Source organism: Microvirga arsenatis (assembly GCF_009910705.1).
Classification (GTDB): domain Bacteria; phylum Pseudomonadota; class Alphaproteobacteria; order Rhizobiales; family Beijerinckiaceae; genus Microvirga; species Microvirga arsenatis.
The window spans coordinates 160,054-179,231 of record NZ_JAAAXJ010000004.1 but is presented as its reverse complement, the minus strand read 5'-3'; the positions used below and the strand labels follow the sequence as shown (position 1 = coordinate 179,231).

The window sequence follows — 19,178 nt, the reverse complement described above, 5'->3', positions numbered from 1 at the left end:
TGAGATGGGTGGGGATTGTCGCGTCACCAGACGGCAAAAGGTCCCATCCTTTGCTTAAGGACAAGCTTTCGGCCACGCTCAAGGATCGTTTCAGGCTTGAGCACGTTGTTTCGAAGGCCGGCGGGATCGTCTCGCGGCTTCTTAGAGATCGACCGCATGCGCCCCGCCCCCGTGCCCCCTCCGGAGACGGAAATCGAGCCTCCCGGCGTCCCAGGCCTCTCGGGCCTGCTGACCCTCGCCGTGGGGGTCGTGGTGCTGGCGGCGCTCTATGTCGGGCGCGAAGTGTTCCTCCCCGTCGTTCTCGCCATCCTCCTCGCCTTCGTCCTCGCCCCTTTCGTCGAGTGGCTGCGCCGGTGGCGCCTGGGCCGGGTGCCCTCCGTCATCATTGCCGTGCTCGTCGCCCTCGGGATCATCGTGTCCCTGGCAACCGTCATCGGCTTCCAGGTGGCGGGCCTCGCCTCCGACCTGCCGCGCTACCAGAGCACCATCGAGACCAAGCTCGGCCACCTGCGGGAAGGGGCGCTCGGCAAGCTGCCGCAGCTCCTGAAGGATTTTGGCCGCCAGTTCGACAAGGCCGTGGCCGAGCCACCGCCGGAGCAGGCCCCCGCCTCCTCGAACCCGGCGGCTCCTCCGGCGCCGGAGGAGCCGAATCCCCTGCCCGTGGAGGTGCACGAGCCGGATCCCACGCCGATCCAGGTGGCCAGGAACGTGCTGCTCCCCCTGCTCGAGCCGCTCGCCACCATGGGCATCGTGTTCGTGGTGCTGGTCTTCATCCTGATGCAGCGCGAGGACCTGCGCGATCGCATGATCCGCCTGTTCGGGTCGAGCGACCTCCATCGCACCACCGCAGCCATGGACGACGCCGCGCGGCGCCTCAGCCGGTACTTCCTCACCCAGCTGGCGCTCAACGCTTCCTTCGGCGTCGTGGCGGCCGTCGGCCTGTGGCTGATCGGCGTGCCGAGCCCCATCCTGTGGGGCGTCTTCGCGGCGCTCATGCGCTTCGTGCCCTATATCGGCTCGTTCCTGGCGGCGCTGCCGCCGATCCTGCTCGCCGCCGCCGTCGATCCCGGCTGGTCCATGGCCCTCATGACGCTGGCGCTCTATGCCATCGGCGAGCCCATGATGGGCCATGTGATCGAGCCCATCGTCTACGGGCAGAGCACCGGGCTTTCGCCTTTCGCGGTCGTGATCTCCGCCATCTTCTGGACCTGGATCTGGGGCCCGGTGGGCTTGCTCATCGCAACGCCCCTGACCCTCTGCCTCGTGGTGCTCGGGCGGCATGTGGAGCGTCTGGAATTTCTCGATGTGATCCTCGGCGACAGGCCCGCCCTGACGCCTGCAGAAAATCTCTACCAGCGCATGCTCGCGGGCGATCCCGACGAGGCGCTGGAATCGGCGGAACTTCTTCTGAAGGAGCGCTCGCTCACCTCCTATTATGACGAGGTGGCGCTGAAAGGGCTTCAGCTCGCCGCCAACGATGCGACGCGCGGCGTCCTCACCTATCGCCAGCTCGATCAGGTGAAAGAGGTGATCCGCGCCCTCGTCCAGGACCTGGGCGTGCATGAGGACGTGGAGCCGAAGCCCCAGGAGACCAAGGACGAACCGGTGGCGGCGCCCGCAAGCGAGAAGCCTGCCAACAAGGAGCCGGCGGTGCCTGCTCCCATGCCGGAGGAAAGCAGCGTCCCCGAAGCTTGGAGAGCGCCCGGTGCGGTGCTGTGCATCGCGGGCCGCGGGCCGCTCGACGAGGCCGCCTCCGAGATGCTCTCCCAGCTCCTGAACAAGCATGGGATCGGCACCCGCGTGGTGCCGCACGAGGCCGCCTCACGGCGGCAGATCCTGAGCCTGGACATGACCGGCGTGCAGATGGTGTGCATCAGCTATCTGGAGATCAGCGGCACGCCGGCGCATCTGCGCTATCTGCTGCGCCGCCTCAAGCAGAAGGCGAAGGTGCCGGCCCTGGTCGGCCTCTGGCCTGCGGAGGATGCCGTGCTCAAAAGCGAGACCATGCGCGCCACCCTGGGCGCCGACTACTACGTCTCGTCCCTGCGCGATGCGGTGGTGCAGTGCCTGAAGGTGGCCACGGGAGAGGAGGCGCTGCCGGAGCCTGCCAAGTCATCGGCCTCCGGGGAAGCAGCGGCGGCCAAGCGGCTGCCGCTGCCCGCATGATCCGTCAGGCCGCTTCCTTCAGGAAGTTCTCGGCATAGTGGCAGGCGACCTTGCGGCCGTCGAGCTCCCGCAGGGCCGGCCGCTCGATCTTGCAGCGCTCGGTCACATAGGGGCAGCGGGTCGAGAACACGCAGCCCTTCGGCGGGTTGAGCGGCGAGGGGAGCTCGCCTTTCAGCACGATGCGCTTGCGCTTCACGCCGGTGATGCCGGGCGTGGAGGAGAGCAGCGCCTGCGTGTAGGGATGCAGCGGGCGCGCGTAGATCTTCTCCTTCGGCCCCTGCTCGACCGCATGACCCAGATACATGACGAGCACGTCATGCGCGATGTGCCGGACGACGCCGAGATCGTGCGAGATGAAGAGATAGGCGAGCCCCATCTCCTCCTGCAGATCGGCGAGCAGGTTGAGCACCTGCGCCTGGATCGACACGTCGAGGGCCGAGACCGGCTCGTCCGCCACCACGAGCTTCGGCGAGAGCATCAGCGCGCGGGCAATGGCGATGCGCTGGCGCTGGCCGCCGGAGAACATGTGGGGGTAGCGGCCGTAGTGCTCGGGGCGCAGTCCCACCTTCGCCATCATCGCCCGGGCGCGCTCGGTGCGCTCGGGCCCCGACAGCTTGGTGTTGATGGCCAGCGGCTCCTCCAGGATCGTGCCCACCTTCTTGCGCGGGTTGAGTGAGCCGTAGGGGTTCTGGAACACCAGCTGCACCATGCGGCGCAGGTCCTTGGCGTAGTTCGCCGGCGGGTTCACCGCATCGATGCCGTCGAGGGAGAGCTGCCCCTCGGTGGGCTTCTCGATGAGCGTCACCATGCGGGCGAGGGTGGACTTGCCGCAGCCGGATTCGCCCACGACCGCAAGGGTCTTGCCGGGCTCGATGGCGAAGGAGATGCCGCCGACGGCCTGCAGCTGGGCCGGTTCCTTGAACAGGCCGCGCTTGATTTTATAGACCTGCTTCAGGCCTTTGGCTTCAACGACGGGAGCCTTCACGACGCAGCCTCCGTTCCAACGGGATGATCGTGCTGAATTTCGGCGTTCCGGTTCGGATCGCCAAGCGGATAGTGGCAGCGGATATGGCCGCCGGCCCAGGGGCGCAGATCAGGGCGCACATTGCGCGAATGCTCCGTGGCATAGGCGCAGCGCGGGCTGAACAGGCAGCCTTTCGGCCGGTCGTAGAGGCCGGGCACCACGCCGGGAATCGTCGCGAGGCGCCCGCCTTCGCTGCGCTCGGGCAGCGCCGCCAGCAGCGCCGCCGTATAGGGATGCTGCGGCGAGGCGAACAGGTCCGTCGCCGCGCGCTCCTCCATGATCTGGCCCGCATACATCACCATCACGCGCTGCGCGGTGTCGGCCACCACGCCCATGTTGTGGGTGATCATGACGAGGCCCATGTTGCGCTCCTTCTGGAGAGTCATGAGCAGATCCAGGATCTGCGCCTGGATCGTCACGTCGAGCGCGGTCGTGGGCTCGTCGGCGATGAGCAGCTTCGGGTTGCAGGCGATGGCCATCGCGATCATCACGCGCTGGTTCATGCCGCCCGAGAGCTGGTGCGGAAAGGCGGAGAGACGGCTCTCCGGCGAGGGGATTCCCACCTGCTCGAGAAGCTCGATGGCCCGGCGGCGCGCCGCCTTGCGGTCCATGCCCTCGTGCAGGCGCAGGGTCTCCGTGAGCTGGAACCCGATCGTGAAGGACGGGTTCAGGCTCGTCATCGGCTCCTGGAAGATCATCGCGACGTCCTTGCCCGTGAGCTGGCGCCGCTCCTTGTCGGAGATCGTCAGGAGGTCGCGGCCGTTGAAGGTGAGCTTGTCCGCCTTCACGCGGCCGGGGAAGGGAATGAGGCCCATGAGGGCCAGCATCGTCACGCTCTTGCCGGAGCCGGATTCGCCCACGACGCCGAGAACCTCGCCCTCTTCGAGCTTGAGGCTCACGCCGTCCACGGCGCGCATGATGCCGCCTTGGGTCGGGAATTCGACCGACAGGTTTTCGATTTCAACGAGGGCCATGGTCAGCGCTTCAGTTTGGGATCGAGGGCGTCACGCAATCCGTCGCCCAGAAGATTGAAAGCAAGCACCGTGATGAGGATGGCAAGACCGGGGAAGGTCACCACCCACCAGGCGCGGAGCACGAACTCGCGGGCATCGGCCAGCATGGTGCCCCATTCGGGAGAGGGGGGCTGCGCGCCGAGCCCGAGGAAGCCCAGGGCCGCAGCGTCCAGGATCGCGGTCGAGATGCCGAGCGAGGCCTGCACGATCAGAGGAGCGGTGCAGTTGGGCAGCACCTCCCTGAACATCAGGCGCGTCGTGCCGGCGCCGCTGACGCGGGCCGCCGTCACGTAGTCCTTGGAGGTTTCGGTGATCACCGCCGCGCGGGCGAGGCGCACGTAATGCGGCAGGATCACGAGGGCGACCGCCAGCATGGCGTTCATGAGGCCCGGACCCAGCACCGCCACAATCACGATGGCGAGCAGGAGGCTCGGCAGCGTGAGGATGATGTCCATCAGGCGCATGATGAAGATCTCGGTCAGGCCGCGGAAGAAACCCGCCACGAGGCCGAGAACCGTGCCGATGATGATGGAGAGCGCCACGACCGCGATGCCGATGAGCAGCGAAAGCCGCGCGCCGTGGATGAGGCGGGACAGGATATCGCGGCCGATGGGATCCGTGCCGAGCGGATAGGCGATGGAGCCGCCCTCCTGCCAGAACGGCGGCTTCAGGGCGAGCGCCGTGTCGGTAGCGTTCGGATCATGGGGAGCGATCACGTCGGCCAGCAGCGCGACCAGCACGACGGCGACGATGATCACGAGGCCGGCGACGGCGCCGTGATTGGCGCTGAAATAGCCCCAGAACTCGCGCAGGGGATGAGGAGGGGTGGCCGTCGGCGCCGCGACAGCCGGAGCTTCCATGGTTTCTGTGGTCATCGCGTATGCCTGATGCGGGGATTGATGAGGCCGTAGGCGAGGTCGACGAGAAGGTTCACGCTCATGACCACCACGCCGAGCAGCAGCGCGCCGCCCTGCAGGACGGGATAGTCGCGGCGGAAGATGGCGTCGATGAGCCACTTGCCGACGCCCGGCCAGGAGAAGATCGTCTCGGTCAGGATCGCGCCCGTGAACAGCACGCCGATCTGCAGGCCGATCACCGTCACGACGGGAATGAGCGCGTTGCGAAGGGCGTGCAGGGCGACGATCCGGAACCGGGAGAGGCCCTTGGCCTTGGCGGTGCGGATGTAATCCTCGCCGAGAACCTCCAGCATCGCCGAGCGCGTCATGCGGGCGATCACCGCCAGCGGCACGGTGCCGAGCACGATGGTGGGCAGGATCAGGTGTCTCACTGCCGACCAGAAGGCTTCCGGCTCGTCGGACAGGAGCGTGTCGATCAGCAGGAAGCCGGTGATCGGCTCGATGTAGTACAGCACGTCGATGCGGCCGGAGACGGGCGTCAGATCGAACTGCACCGAGAACAGCAGGATGAGGATGAGGCCCCACCAGAAGATCGGCATGGAATAGCCGGCAAGCGAGATGCCCATCACGCCATGATCGAAGATCGAGTTCCGCTTGATCGCGGCGATGATGCCGGCCGGAAGGCCGAGGATGAGAGCGAAGAGAATGGCGCACAGCGCCAGCTCGATGGTCGCCGGGAACAGGGCCGCGAACTCGGTGATCACGGGCTCCTGGGTGATCATCGACTTGCCGAGATCGCCCTGCAGGACGCGGGACAGATAGATCCCGTACTGGACGAGGATCGGCTGGTCGAAGCCGTATTCCTTGCGGAGCTGCTCATGGCGCGCGGGGTCGATCCCGCGTTCGCCGGCAAGTGTTTCGATCGGATCGCCTGGCACGAGGCGGATCAGGAAGAAGGCCAGCAACGTGATCCCCAGGAATGTCGGGATGATCAGGCTGACGCGGGTGAGGATGAAGCGGAGCATCGGCTGAACGTAAAAAGGCGGAGCGGCCATAGAAGCCGCTCCGCCGTGGGTTGAAGGGACGTAAGCTTACTTGCTGTTGATGTCCACGCCGTAGAAGGTGTGGCGACCGAACGGCGAGAGCTTGAAGTCAACCACTTCCTTGCGGACCGGCTTCAGCTGCACGGCGTGGGCCACCGTGAACCAGGGAGCCTGCTCCTTGAAGATCTTCTGAGCTTCCTCGTAGAGCTTGGTGCGCTCGGCCTGGTTCGTGGTGACCTTCGCCTTCGTCACGAGATCGTCGAAGGGCTTGTGGCACCACTTGGCGATGTTCGAGCCGGAAGCGCTCTGCGCCGAGGCGCAGCCGAGCAGGGTGTGCAGGAAGTTGTCCGGGTCGCCGTTGTCGCCCGTCCAGCCGAGCTGGGCCATCTGGTGCTCGCCGGCCTGGGCCCGCTTGCGGTACTCGCCCCACTCGAAGCTCTTGATCTCGGCCTTCACGCCGATCTTGGCGAGGTCGGCCTGCATGAGCTCGGCGATGCGGCGGGCGTTCGGGTTGTACGGACGCTGCACCGGCATGGCCCAGAGATCGGTCTCGAGACCGTTCGGGTAGCCAGCCTCCGCGAGCAGCTTCTTGGCCGCTTCGGGGTTGTACTCGTCGTCCTTGACGGAGTCGTTGTACGACCACATAGACGGCGGGATCGGGTTCTTGGCCGGAATGCCCGAGCCGAGGAACACGGCGTCGACGATCGCCTTCTTGTTCATGGCCATGTTGAAGGCCTTGCGGACGCGCACGTCGTCGAAGGGCTTCTTCGTGGTCTGATAGGCGAGATAGCCCACGTTCAGGCCGGCCTGTTCGAGGATCTGGACGTTCGGATCCTTCTTCATGGCCTCGAGGTCAGCCGGGTTCGGATACGGCATGACGTGGCATTCGCCCTTCTGGAGCTTCGCCCAGCGCACGGAAGCGTCCGGGGTGATCGAGAAGACGAGGTCGTCGATCTTCGCCTTGCCGGCCCAGTACTCGGGGAAGGCCTTGTAGCGGATGATGGCGTCCTTCTGGTACTGCACCAGATAGAACGGGCCGGTGCCGATCGGCTCTTGGTCGATCTTCTCGGGCGTGCCGGCCTTCAGCATGGCATCGGCATATTCCTTCGACTGCACGCTCGACCACATCATGGCGAGGTTGGCGAGGAAGGGAGCCTCGGGCTGGTTGAGCGTGATGCGAACCGTGCTGTCGTTCACCTTCTCCACCGACTTCAGCAGCTTGGGCATGCCCATGTCGTTGAAGTAGGAGTGGTTCGGGCTCGTCACCTTGAAGAAGGGATTGTCCTCCTTCCACTGCCGCTCGAACATGAACACGATGTCGTCGGCGTTCATGTCGCGGGTCGGCTTGAAATTCTTGTTGGAGTGCCACTTCACGCCCTTGCGCAGGGTGAAGGTGTACACCGTGCCGTCAGCGGAGACCTCCCACTTCTCTGCCAGGCTGGGAACGACCTTGGTGCCGCCGCGCTCGAACTCGACCAAGCGGTTGTAGATCTGCTCGCTGGCGTCGAAGGAGGTGCCGGTGGTGTTCACGCCGGGATAGAAGTTCTCCGGGCTGCCCTCGGAGCAGTAGACGAGGGTCTTAGCGGCCAGCGGAGCGGCGGCCAGGAAGGCCGGAACGCAGATGGCTGCGAAAAGGGCTGATTTTTTCATTACCTTGGTCCTCTGAGACGGCTCTACGTGTGGCCGTTCCGTGACGGAGTTAAGGTGCGAAGCCCCGATATTGTCAATCTGTCCATGCAACAATGGATAACTTTTGAAGGAAATTTACCATTTTCTGCCCCTGCGGCAGCCTGAATCGGTTCCTTTCCGGGTCAAATTTCCGCGATTCCCGCCCGATCCCGCAACGATGACGCGAGGAGTGTTCCTGCCCGCAGGAACCTGCGCGATCCGGCAGGCGGCAGGGATCACTCCTGCGGGCGGCGAGCGGCCTCGGTGACCTTCGCCGCCAGGTCGGCTCGGGTGAAGGGCTTGTGCAGCATCAGGTAGCCGTCCGGCATCCGCTTCGGGTCGGCATATCCCGTCACGAGCATGACCCCGAGCGCGGGCCGGATCTCCCGCGCCCTGTCGGCCAGGTCCGTGCCCGTCATGCCCGGCATGGCGAAGTCGGCGATCAGGATGTCGAGCTGATCGTCGGCCTTCAGGATGTCGAGGGCCGAGGCTCCATCCGCCGCCTCCACCACCCGGTGCCCCATCTCGGTCAGGTAGGCGGCCGTCACCGTCCTGACTTCCGCATCGTCGTCCACGAGAAGAACGCGGACCTTGGGTGCGTCGGGAGCCACCACCTCCTCCTCGCGGGCGCCGTCCACCTTCTCGGCTGCCGCCCGGGAGAGGTAGAGCTCGACCCTCGTTCCGACGCCGACGGTGCTGTGGATCGTGACGGTTCCGCCGGACTGCTGGGCGAGGCCATAGACCATCGGCAGGCCGAGGCCAGTGCCCTTGCCCACCTCCTTGGTGGTGAAGAAGGGCTCCAGCACGCGCGAGAGCACTTCCGGCGGGATGCCCGTGCCCGTATCCGCAACGGAAATCACCACGTATTCCCCGGCATTCAGGTCCGTGATCCGGCCCTCCGTCACCGCCTCGTTGCGGGTGGAGAGGGTCAGGGTTCCGCTCTCGGCCATGGCATCGCGGGCGTTGATGCACAGATTGAGGATGGCGAGCTCCAGCTGGTCGGGATCGACCATGGCGGTCCAGAGGCCGTCGGAGAGCTGCCGCTCGATCCGGATGACGCCGCCGAGGGTGCGCGTCAGCAGGTCGCTCATGCCGAGGATGACCTCGTTGACGTCCACCGCCTGCAGCCGCAGGTCCCGCTGGCGGCTGAAGCTCAGGAGCCTCTGGGTCAGGGAGGCACCCCGCTCCGCCGCGTAAGTGGCGTTCTGCAGCAGGCGCGTGAGCCGCGGGTCGTCGGGAGCCCGGCGGGAGGCGAGATCCAGGCTGCCGAGCACCGCCATGAGCAGGTTGTTGAAGTCGTGGGCCACGCCGCCGGCGAGGGTGCCGAGCGCCTGCATCTTGTCGGCCTGGCGCAGGCGCATCTCCATCAGCTTGCGTTCCGTGATGTCGCGCTCGATGGTGGCGAGGTTCGTGACGGCTCCGGACTCGTCGAGGATCGGGATGTGGTTGACGAGGAACCACTGGGTCGTTCCGTTGGGAGAGGTCCGCTCCTCGATGATCTCGGCCGGCTGACGGGCCGCGATGGCCCGCCGCTCGGCCTCCTCGATCATCGCGGCGCGTTCCGGGGAGAGAAAGTCCCTTTCCCGATGGCCCAGGCAGTCGCCGGCGGCGCATCCGAGGCTTTGCGCCTTGCCGGCGTTCAGGCGCACGAAGCGGCCTTCCAAATCCTTGAACGAGATCAGGTCGCCTGTGCTCTCCATGAGGCCGTGCAGGAGGGCGCGTTCGGTGTCGAGCTCCCGGGCCAGCATGCGGCGCTGGTAGGCGGCGGCCACCATGTTCGTAAGGGCAGCTGGATCCCAGGGCTTGGGCACATAGGCCATGATCCGGCCCTTGTTGACGGCTCCGATGACGGCCTTGAGGTCGGCATAGCCGGTGAGGAGAATCGCCTCCGCGTCCGTGACGTTTCTCGCCTTCGCCAGGAACTCGTCGCCCTGCATCTCGGGCATGCGCTGGTCCGAGATGATGATGGCGATCTCCGGCTCATGCTGGAGGATGTCGAGGGCCTGGGTCGGGGATGTGGCCGTGATCACCCGGTAGTCGTTCTCGAACAGGTCCTCGAGCGCAATCAGGATGTCCGGCTCGTCATCGACGACCAGGATCGTGCCAGGGTTGGAAGTCATCTCGCTGGTCAAGGTCATGAAACAATCTGCCTCGGGATCGTGATGGTGAAGCGGGCACCTCCGAGGCTGCCCGAATCCACCGCGATCGATCCCTTGTGGGCCTGGACGACGCTATAAGCGATGGCCAGGCCAAGTCCAGTTCCGGACCCGACGGGCTTGGTCGTGAAGAAAGGCTCGAAGATGCGCTCCCGCAGTTCCGGTGGGATGCCGGGTCCCGTGTCGCTGATCCTGATCCTATAGGTTGTCTCGTCGCTCTCGGTTTCAATGTCTATGCCGCCTGTTCCCTTGATGGCGTCGGCGGCGTTGCCGACGATGTTCATGACCACCTGGTTGAGAAGCGCCGGCGAGCAGTAGAGGTCCGGAACCGCGTCGTAGCGGCGGCGCACGTCGATGCGGGTGCCGAGCTTGTGCCCCAGAAGGGCCAGGACGGTTTCGATGGATTCGGGCACGTTGACGGTCTGGAAGTCGCCTTCGTCCAGGCGCGAGAAGCGCCGGAGGTTCAGAACGAGCTCCTGGATCCGGCCGAGCCCGAGCTTCATGGCGGCAACGCGGTCGCGGGATTTCTGAACCTGTCGCTCCAGCCCCGTCTCCGGGGGCAGCTTGGCGGCGATCTCGCCGAGAAGCCGCTCGACGGTTCCCTGATGGGCCTGAATGAAGGCGAGGGGATTGTTGATCTCGTGTGCGATGCCGGCCACCAACTCGCCGAGGGAGGCCATCTTGGCTGCCTGGACGAGCTGGGCCTGGGTGCCCTTGAGAAGGGCGTTCGCCTCCTCCAGCTCGCGGTTCGCCCTGGCAAGCGCCTCGGCGGAGGCCGCCTCCGCCCTGGCGCGGGCCAGGGCCAGCTCCCGCTCGCGCAGCTCTGCCTCAATGCGCCAGTTCTCGTCCTGCATGAGCTTGCGCCGGACGAGGGCACGGATGCGCACCCGCAGCACGTCGGCCTCGATCGTGGAGGGCACGATGTCGTCCACGCCGGCGGCGAAGGCCCGGGCGAGCAGGTCCCCGCCCTCCTCGTTGCTCAGGCCCACGATGGCGAAGCTCGGGGCATCCGTGCCCGGCAGAGGCGCGAGGCCGCGATAGAGATTCAGGCGCCGGCACAGCTCGATGCCGTCGAAGCTCGGACTGAGCAGGTTGACCAGCACGCAATCCCAGGTGACCTCCGGCGAGCGCACCAGCCGCAGGGCCTCGTCGGGGCCGGCGGAGGGGGTGACCTCGTAGCCCTCGTGAGCCAGCATGTTCTGGAGATAGGTGCGCCGGGTGGGGCTGTCGTCCACGATCAGGATGCACGCCCGCCGGAAGGTGCCGAAGCTGGGCGATTGCCGCTCCTCCCGCAGGTTGCCCAGAGGGGACGAGCGCCGGCGCAGCAGGGCCTTGATGCGCAGGATGACGAGCTCCTGCTCGGCGGATTTCGAGATATAGGCATCAGCGCCGCTCTCCAGTCCCTGCCGCTCGACGGCTCGCTCCCGGGCTTCCGTCAGCATGATGACCGGGATGGCGCGGGTGCGCACGTTCAGGCGCATCTGCCGCGTCAGCTCGTCCCCGTTCATGCCGGGGAGATGAAAGTCGGCGATGACGAGGTCCGGCAGCTTTGCGTTGAGGCTGTCGAGGGCGGCTTCGGCCGTCCCGCGCCAGGAGACCTGAAAGCCGTTCGTCTCCAGCATGTGCCGCAGCTGCAGCGCCTGGGTCTCGGAATCCTCGACCAGGAGGATCTCCGCCCCCTGGGACATGGAGCCGGCGCTCATGCGCCTTCTCCCCGGGCGAGCCGCAGGAGACGCGGGGCGATGAGATCGAGGGGCAGGCTGACATTCACGCCCCCGAGCCGGGCGGCCGCGGCCGGCATGCCATAGACGACGGCCGTGCTCTCGTCCTCCGCCATCGTGAACCCCCCGGCTTGCCGCAGCTCGACGAGGCCCTGCGCCCCGTCCTCGCCCATGCCGGTGAGGATGACCCCGAGGCTCCTGCGGCCGGCCACCTGGGCCATCGACCGGAACAGCAGGGTCGCGGAGGGCCGCTGGTTGCCCAGGGGCGGTTCGGCGCTCAGCTTCAGGGTGCCCGCACCGGAGAGAAGCAGGTGCCGGTCCCCAGGGGCGACATAGACCCGCCCCGGGGTCGGGATCTCCTGGTCCTGGGCGAGGCGCACCTCGAGGGGCACGAGCCCGTCCAGCCAGGAGGCGAAACCCTCCATGAAGGGGGCGCCCATATGCTGCACAAGCAGGATCGGCAGCGGAAAATCCCGGGGCAGGGCTCCCAGAACCTTCGCCAGCGCCGGCGGCCCTCCCGTCGATGCGGCGATGCCCATGATGCTCGGATGCGCGGAGCCCTGCTCCGGCTCGCGCCTGGGCGACGCGGGCATGCGGCCCTCGCGCCAGGGGGCGAACGAGCGCTGCCGGACGACCGGCACCTGGCTCATGATGTAGAGCTGGGTGCAGATGGTGCTGGCGATGCCCGCGTAGCCGTCGCTGGAGAGGCCGACGGGCTTCTCCACCACGGTGAGCGCGCCGGCCTTGAGGGCGTTCATGGAAATGTTGAGGGAGGTATCCTCGATGCTGCTGGCGATGACGACGATCGGGGTCGGATGCTCGGCCATGATCCGCCGCGTCGCCTCAAGCCCGTCCATCCCGGGGAGCCTGATGTCCATGGAGACCACGTCCGGCCGCACGCGGCCGATCTCCTGGAGCGCCTCCTCGGCCGAACCGACGGCGGCGGCCACCATGAGCCGGGGGTCGCCGGAGATGATATGGACGAGCAGCTGCCGGACGACGAGGGAATCCTCGACGACCATGACACGGACCCGCGACTGAGGCGCCATACTCATCCCGCGCTGCTCACAATACCTGTCCGATCGTGGCGAGCAGCTCGCGCTGATCGAACTTCTGCTTGGTGATATAGGCGCTCGCGCCGAGATCGAGACCCTTGCGCACATCCTCGGGATCCGCACGCGAGGTCATCAGGATCACGGGAAGGGCGGAGAGCCGCGGGTCGTTCTTGATCGCCTGCAACAGGCCGAAGCCGTCCATGCGCGGCATCTCCACGTCGGCGATCACGAGATCGACGATGGCCTCGCCCGCGCGCAGGACGTTGAGGGCATCGATCCCGTCGACGCTGAGCAGCACCTGGTAGCCCTGCGCCTCGAGGATGCTCTTCTCGAGGGTCCGGGTGGTGATGGAGTCGTCCACCACGAGGATGGTCCTGGCCTGCCGTTCCTGCTCCGGCGCCTGTTGAGCCAGGCCCAGCCCTCCGGCCGCCAGCCGGCCCTCGTTCCTGACCCAGTGATCGATCAGCTTGTCGGGGCTGAGCACGAGGGCCGGCATCTCGTCCTCGAGAAGGACGGTGCCGGAGACGGGCTCGCTCAGGCCGATCGCCTGCACGTCGCTGACGAGCATCGTCCGCACGTCGTGGAACGCGTCGACGGCGAGCGCGCAGGTGCGGGAACCGTGGCGGACGAGAGCGGCCTTCACGTGTCCGGCCTCGGTCGGGAGGGGGGCATTCGGGGATCCTGTCAGGGCGGCGAGGGGAACGACCGGGACGACAACGTCCTGACCCCCGATTGCGATCCGCGCGGCCGGGCGGCCCTCCACGCTTTCCAGGGAATCCGTGTGCAGCCGGAGGAGGCGGTCCACCGCATGCGAGGGCAGTCCGAACATGCGGCCCTCCGCCTCCACCAGCAGCAGCGGCTGGCGGGCTGCCGTGAAGGGCACGTTCAGCAGAACCTCCGTGCCGTGGGGATAGCGCGGCCGCAGCAGCACCGAGCCCTGAAGCCTGCGGACGGCCTCCGCCACGACGGACAGCCCTATGCCGCGGCCCGCCAGCCGGTCGACCTCGCCCGCCGTCGAGAAGCCCGGCATGAAGACCAGGGAGAGAAGCTGGTCCATCATCGGCGCCGGATGGCCGGCGCCCCGCGGCTGAATCAGGCCGCGCTCCACGGCGACCTGCTCGATGCGGGCGAGATCCGGGCCGCGCCCGTCGTCGCGGATGCTGATGATGAGGCGCCCGCCGCGGGAGGCGAGCTCCAGAACCACCTCGGCCCGTTCCGGCTTGCCCTGGGCGGCGCGCTCCTCGGGCGGCTCGGCGCCGTGGCTCACCGCATTGCGCAGGAGATGCATCACGGGGTCCTTGAGCGCCTGGAGCACCTGCCGGTCCACCTGGATGTCGAGGCCGATGCTGCGCACCTGCACGTCCCGGCCTGCGTTGCGGGCGATCTCGCGCACCATGTGGCCGAAGCCGCCGAACACGGTCTCCGCGGAGACGAGGGAAACCCGGTCGATGTTGTCGCGAAGCTGGCGCGCGGCCTGCTCGATGGACCAGCTTGACTGCCGGCGGTCGCGGGATAGGGCGGACAGCCTGCGAAACAGCGCCTTCAGGTCCTGGTCGAAGGCACGTAGGCGGGAAGCGAAAGACGCGGTACGGGATGACGAACCGGGCCGCACGGCCAGGGCGCCTGCATTCACCTGCGCATGAAGCCCGTCCCAGCTCCGCCTCAGGCTGCGGATCTCCACCTCGATCTGCCGGAGGACCTCGTCGATGCCGCCGGAGGCCTGAAGCTCCGCCAGAAGCTGGTGCATGGAGGCGGAGAGATTTTCCATCTGGTCGGCCGCCACCCGCAGATAGGCGCCGGTCTCGGCAGCCGGTGGGGGAGGAGGAGCCTCCGCTTCCGGCTCGCGCGGCGCCTGCGCCGGGGACGAGGAGGGCTGGGCCGGGGCTGCCGCCGGTCTCAGAACCTCGGCCACGAGATCTTCGATGGCGTCGAGGTCCCGGCGCACCCTTGCGGCCGTGGGCCCGTCCAGGGATTGCCTCCCCTCGAGGATCTGGGAGAAGAGCGCCTCGAGGTGGTGGGCAACCTCCTCCACCGCCGGCAGGTCGACGGCGCGCGCCGCCCCCTTGAGGCTGTGGGCGCGGCGGAAGACATCCGTCAGGTCGATCCCGCCCCGGTCGGCATGATCCAGTGCTGCCCGGATCGCATCGAGATGCTCCCGGTGCTCCGCCTCGAAGGCCGCCAGCAGCTGTTTGCGGATATCCGTCACGATGGGCGCGTCCCGTCCTCGGCTTACAGGCGATAGCGCTCGGCGAGGCCGAGAAGCTGCTGCGCCAGGGAGGACAGGTTGGCCGCCGCCGTATCGAGCTGACGGGTGCCGGCGGCGGTCTGCTGGCTCGCCTGCCGGATGTTCTGAAGCGCGCCCATCACCTGTTCGATGCCGAGCTGCTGCTGGTTCGTGGAAGCCACGATCTGCTGGAAGGTCTGCACGCTCTCCTGGATCTGGCTCGAGATGCCGGTGATCGTCTGCTGGGTGATGTCCGTGCGCTCCTTGCCGGCGGCCACGCGCTTCACCGCCTCCTCCGTGAGCATCACGGAGGCGTTGATGCCGCGCTGGATGTCGCCGAGGATCGAGCGTACCTGCATGGTGGCATCCTTCGCCTGGTCGGCGAGAGTCTTCATCTCCGAGGCCACCACCGCGAAGCTGCGGCCGTTCTCGCCGGCCGCCGCCGCCTCGATGGCGGCGTTCAGGGCGAGCAGATGCGTGCGCTCTGAGATGTCGTTGACCGATGCGATGATCTCGCCCACGGCCTGGGTCTTTTCGCTGAGCGCCACGATGTTCTCGGCCACCGCCTCGGCCTGCTCGCGGATGGCGTCCATCGCCTGGGCCGTGTCGTCGACCGCCTGCAGGCCGGCCATGCTGGTCTGGGCGGCCGCCTGGGCCGAGGCGATGACCTCCTGGGCCCGCTTGCCGATCTGCGTGCCGGAATGGGTGATCTCGTCGACGGTGGCGGCGGTTTCCTGCACGGCGGCGAGCTGCTCCTCCACGGAGGCCGCCTGCTCCTGGGTCGAAGCGCGGATTTCGGCCGCCGCGGCGTTCAGGTTCTCCGTGGCCTCGCGGCTCTGCCGGGCGAGCTGCCGCAGGCCCTCCACCATGGAGTTGAGCGTGGTGCCGAGCTGCCCGATCTCATCCTTGCTCGTGACGGTCATCTGGCTCCCCAGCTCGCCGCGCCCGACGCGCGCGACGAAGCCCATGAAGGCGTTCAGCGGCGTGACGATGGAGGAGCGCAGGAGATAGCTGATGATGAGGCTGAGCAGGGCCGCTCCTGCAAGGGCCACGATGATGGAGGTGCGGCTCTCCTCGTAAATCTCCGTGGCCTGGCGCTGCCCGGTGGCATTGGCGCTCGCCAAGGTGTTGCGCGCCTCGTTCAGGGTTCGCACCCATTCGGCCCGGCTGGCGCTCAAAGCGCTCTGCGTCCTGAGCGCAGTCGCGAGATCGGCGGATTGCAATTCGGAGAACTGCCGCTCGCTCGCCGCTCTCAACTGGCGCAGGCCATCGTTGGCTTGGTTCAACAGTTCGGCAATCCGGCGCCAAGCCTCCGCCCGCTCCGGAGAGATCGAGTTTGCCGCGAAGCCGCTGGCCATCGCTGCGGTCTGGGTGATGGAGGATTCGGTGGCGAGGGATTGCCTGCTCCATTCCCGCACCAGCTCGTCGAACGAGACCTGCTGGCCCAGGTTTCGCAGCAGGTAGCGGGCCATGATCTCCTCGCGCAGGCTGCGCATGCCGGCCTGCTGATCGTTGATCGACTCGAGCTGGCGCATGAGGGCGATGTCGCGCGAAACGATGCGCTCCGTGGTCTGGCGGACCTCGTCGAGCTTCTTGATCGAATAGGCGCCCAGCGCCACCATCAGCGCGACCATGAGGGCGAAGCCGAGAAGAATGCGGTTGGCGATCGAGATCGTCACGTCAGACTCCGGGAACAGAGGAAGAAGTCAGGAGAGGGTGCAGGAGGCGCTCGAGATCGAGAAGGGACAGGGTTTGCTCCCCGTCGGGGCTGCCGGTCCGCGTCCTGGCATAGCCAGTCACCGCATCGGATCGGAAGCCCGACGTCTCCCCGCTCGTCAGGAGCAGGATGTCGGCCACGGCATGGGCGCGCTCGACGCGCAGCGCCACCTGCGGTCGGTCGCGCCGCAGCAGAACGAAATGCTGGCTCTCGTCCTCCGCCGCAGCCTCGAGGCCCAGGGCGTGGGCGAGGTCGATCACGCTCACCAGTCGTCCCTTGCGGCCGAACAGGCCGACCAGCGCCGGCGGCCCGTCGGGCACGGGCATGCATTTCTGGGCCGGCAGAACCTCGGCGACGGCCTCGACCGGCAGGCCGAAGCGCTCGTGGCCGGCGCCGCAGATCAGAGCCCGCGGCAGGGAGACGGCCTGTTCCGCCTCGTTCTGCCGCGCCGCGAGGCGCTCCGTTCGCTCGTCGAGGATGCTCCGGATCCGCTCCTCGGCGGAACGGACCTTGATCTGCTCGATCTGCCTCAGCCTGCGGCGCGTCGACCTCGTCACGATCATCCTCCACGTCCGGATCTTGCCGCGGTTTCGAGATGGAGGCGGACGAGCCGGCGCAGGTCCCCTGCCGTGGCGCCGTCGCCCTCCTCGAGAACATGCTCCTCGGGCATGGCCGCGGCGATCTGTGCCGCGTTGGTGAGCGCGCGCCGCCCGGGACCGGATCGCCCCTCGGCGAGCAGCAGAAGTCCAAGGTGGTAATGAGCCATGGCGAAGCTTTTATCGAGGTAGATGCTCTTGAGAAAGCTCCTCTCAGCCTCCTCCATCTGCCCGAGGCCCTGCAGGACGAGCCCGTGGTAGAAGTGAAGGGCGGCGTTCAGGGCGTTGCCCGCCAATGCTCGCCGGCAGAGATCGGCAGCGGCGGCGTAGTCGCCCGCATTGGCCCGTTGCCTGATCGCATCCACCCAATCCCCCGGCTCCCGGGCAGCGGGAAGGGCCGGCGGTTTCGGTGCAGCCCTGGCGGAGCGCGGTGGCGCCGGATTCCGCGCCGGCCGCTCCGGGCGGGCCGGGGGCAGCAGCGGCTTCCACTCGCTCCCGGCAGGGTGCGGCTCCGCCGCCGGTGAAGCCGCGGCAGCGCCGGCGTCCCCACGGCGGTAGGCCACCGTGCCGGGCAGGCTCAGCGTCTGCATCATGGCCGAGAAGGTCGGGTTCGGCTCCGCATGGCCCAGGAGCAGCCAGCCGTCCTGCACGAGGCGGTCGCGCAGGGCGCCCACGATCTGCACCACCGTGTCGGGATGGAAGTAGATCAGCACGTTGCGGCACAGGATGAGATCGAACTCGGTGAGCTCGAGAGGCGAGGATCCATCGAGCAGGCTCAGCAGGTTGTGCCGCTCGAAGCGCACCAGTCCCCGAAACTCCGGCCGCACCTGCCACTGCTCCTTGCCCGCCTCGAGGAAGTAGCGCTGCCGCTCCGCGTCCGGCATCGACCGGAGCGCCCATGGCCCGAAGCGCGCCTGCCGGGCGGCCTTGAGAAAGCCGTCGTTGATGTCGGTGCCGAGAATGCTCACGCGCCAGCCGTCGAGGCTCTCGCCGAGCAGTTCCCTTACAAGGATGGCCAGCGAGTAGGGCTCCGCGCCCGTGGAGCAGCCGGCGCTCCAGATGCGCAGCCGCCGCACCGCGCTCTTTCTTTCGATGATCTCGGGCAGGATCGTCTCGCGCAGCGCCGAGAACTGCTCGGCATAGCGGAAGAAGAAGGTCTCGCCGATGGTGATTTCGGCTTCCAGCCTGCTCCATTCCGCCGGGCCCGAGATCGGATCCTCCAGGCGGCTCAGATACGCGCCGGAATCCGACAGGCCCGTGGCACGCAGGCGCTTGCGCACGCGCTCCCACAGGAGGTCGTCCTTGTCCTGGTAGTAGAAATGGCCCGTGCGCTCGATGATGCGGCTTTTCAGCTGGGGAAAGCCTGCATCGAGCAACGGAACCGGCCGAGGGGCTGCGGCCATCAAGCCGGAACCGCCCACTCGCCGAGGCGGCTCTGGGCGTGCCGCCCGAGTTCGGCGAGAGCCTGCTGCTCCTCGGCCATCAGGATCCGCTCGGCCGAGAGCAGATGCACGAGGCGTCCGCCCCATGCGGCCTCGGCTTCGACGCAGCCGTTCAGGGTTTCCGCCTGCGCGACGGCGGAGAGCCGGGAGGCGTCCACCGCCGTCACGTCCAGCACCCGGTCCACCAGCAGGGCATGCACCCCCGGCGCTGCCCGGCCCTGCAGGACGACCAGGTGGCGGTAGAGATCGGCCTCGCCTGCGCTCGGCCGCTCCTCGAGGCCGAAGAGAACGGCGAGGCTGAGAACCGGAACCGCCTGTCCCCCGAGATTGAGGAATCCCGCCACGGGACGCGGCAGGCCAGGGGGGCGCCAGAGCCGGGGCAGGGGCAGGAGTTCGCGCACGGCGCTCCGGTGCAGGGCACAGGCGATGCCGCACACGTCGAACACGATGATCTCGAGGCTTGCCATGGCGTCGGTCGCGGGAGGGGACGAGGGAA

General features: G+C 67.6%; 14 protein-coding genes. 1 reads left to right on the top strand and 13 read right to left on the bottom strand.

From position 1 onward, the window contains the following. Positions 1–156: 156 nt before the first annotated feature. The gene (locus tag GR303_RS09695) at positions 157–2,166 is read left to right on the top strand and encodes an AI-2E family transporter (protein ID WP_161722134.1); all 2,010 of its coding nucleotides are present in this window, start codon (positions 157–159) and stop codon (positions 2,164–2,166) included. 4 nt (positions 2,167–2,170) lie between these two features. On the opposite strand, the gene GR303_RS09690 is transcribed toward GR303_RS09695, so the two are convergent. From GR303_RS09690 to GR303_RS09630, 13 genes are all read right to left on the bottom strand, one after another. Continuing rightward, positions 2,171–3,151, bottom strand: a complete 981-nt coding sequence (locus tag GR303_RS09690; protein ID WP_161722135.1) for a dipeptide ABC transporter ATP-binding protein — start codon at positions 3,149–3,151, stop codon at positions 2,171–2,173. Continuing rightward, positions 3,148–4,164 (bottom strand): ABC transporter ATP-binding protein, encoded by a 1,017-nt coding sequence (locus GR303_RS09685; protein ID WP_161722136.1) that lies wholly within the window; start codon positions 4,162–4,164, stop codon positions 3,148–3,150. The genes GR303_RS09690 and GR303_RS09685 overlap by 4 nt, the downstream gene beginning before the upstream one ends. A gap of 2 nt (positions 4,165–4,166) precedes the next feature. Continuing rightward, positions 4,167–5,078, bottom strand: coding sequence for an ABC transporter permease subunit (locus GR303_RS09680; protein ID WP_161722137.1), 912 nt, complete (start codon positions 5,076–5,078; stop codon positions 4,167–4,169). After that, complete coding sequence (locus GR303_RS09675) at positions 5,075–6,085, bottom strand: ABC transporter permease subunit (protein ID WP_161722138.1); 1,011 nt, start codon at positions 6,083–6,085, stop codon at positions 5,075–5,077. Before GR303_RS09675 ends, GR303_RS09680 begins: the two co-directional genes overlap by 4 nt. A 66-nt stretch (positions 6,086–6,151) precedes the next feature. Beyond that, positions 6,152–7,753 (bottom strand): ABC transporter substrate-binding protein, encoded by a 1,602-nt coding sequence (locus GR303_RS09670; protein WP_161722139.1) that lies wholly within the window; start codon positions 7,751–7,753, stop codon positions 6,152–6,154. A gap of 254 nt (positions 7,754–8,007) precedes the next feature. Continuing rightward, a complete protein-coding gene (locus GR303_RS09665; protein WP_161722140.1) occupies positions 8,008–9,909 on the bottom strand; it encodes a response regulator in 1,902 nt (633 codons plus the stop codon). Beyond that, positions 9,906–11,630, bottom strand: coding sequence for a response regulator (locus GR303_RS09660; RefSeq protein WP_161722141.1), 1,725 nt, complete (start codon positions 11,628–11,630; stop codon positions 9,906–9,908). Before GR303_RS09660 ends, GR303_RS09665 begins: the two co-directional genes overlap by 4 nt. After that, entirely contained in the window at positions 11,627–12,703 is a 1,077-nt protein-coding gene (cheB, locus tag GR303_RS09655; protein ID WP_161722142.1) for a chemotaxis-specific protein-glutamate methyltransferase CheB, read from the bottom strand. Before cheB ends, GR303_RS09660 begins: the two co-directional genes overlap by 4 nt. 10 nt (positions 12,704–12,713) lie before the next feature. Continuing rightward, the gene (locus GR303_RS09650; RefSeq protein ID WP_161722143.1) at positions 12,714–14,909 is read right to left on the bottom strand and encodes a response regulator; all 2,196 of its coding nucleotides are present in this window, start codon (positions 14,907–14,909) and stop codon (positions 12,714–12,716) included. Between the two features lie 23 nt (positions 14,910–14,932). Next, complete coding sequence (locus GR303_RS09645; RefSeq protein ID WP_343038405.1) at positions 14,933–16,606, bottom strand: methyl-accepting chemotaxis protein; 1,674 nt, start codon at positions 16,604–16,606, stop codon at positions 14,933–14,935. 1 nt (position 16,607) lies between these two features. Continuing rightward, positions 16,608–17,201: a chemotaxis protein CheW gene (locus GR303_RS09640; RefSeq protein WP_161722144.1), complete on the bottom strand. Its 594-nt coding sequence runs from the start codon at positions 17,199–17,201 to the stop codon at positions 16,608–16,610. A 2-nt stretch (positions 17,202–17,203) separates the two neighbouring features. Further along, the gene (locus GR303_RS09635; RefSeq protein ID WP_161722145.1) at positions 17,204–18,643 is read right to left on the bottom strand and encodes a CheR family methyltransferase; all 1,440 of its coding nucleotides are present in this window, start codon (positions 18,641–18,643) and stop codon (positions 17,204–17,206) included. Continuing rightward, positions 18,643–19,149: a chemotaxis protein CheW gene (locus tag GR303_RS09630; RefSeq protein WP_161722146.1), complete on the bottom strand. Its 507-nt coding sequence runs from the start codon at positions 19,147–19,149 to the stop codon at positions 18,643–18,645. Before GR303_RS09630 ends, GR303_RS09635 begins: the two co-directional genes overlap by 1 nt. Positions 19,150–19,178: the final 29 nt, after the last annotated feature.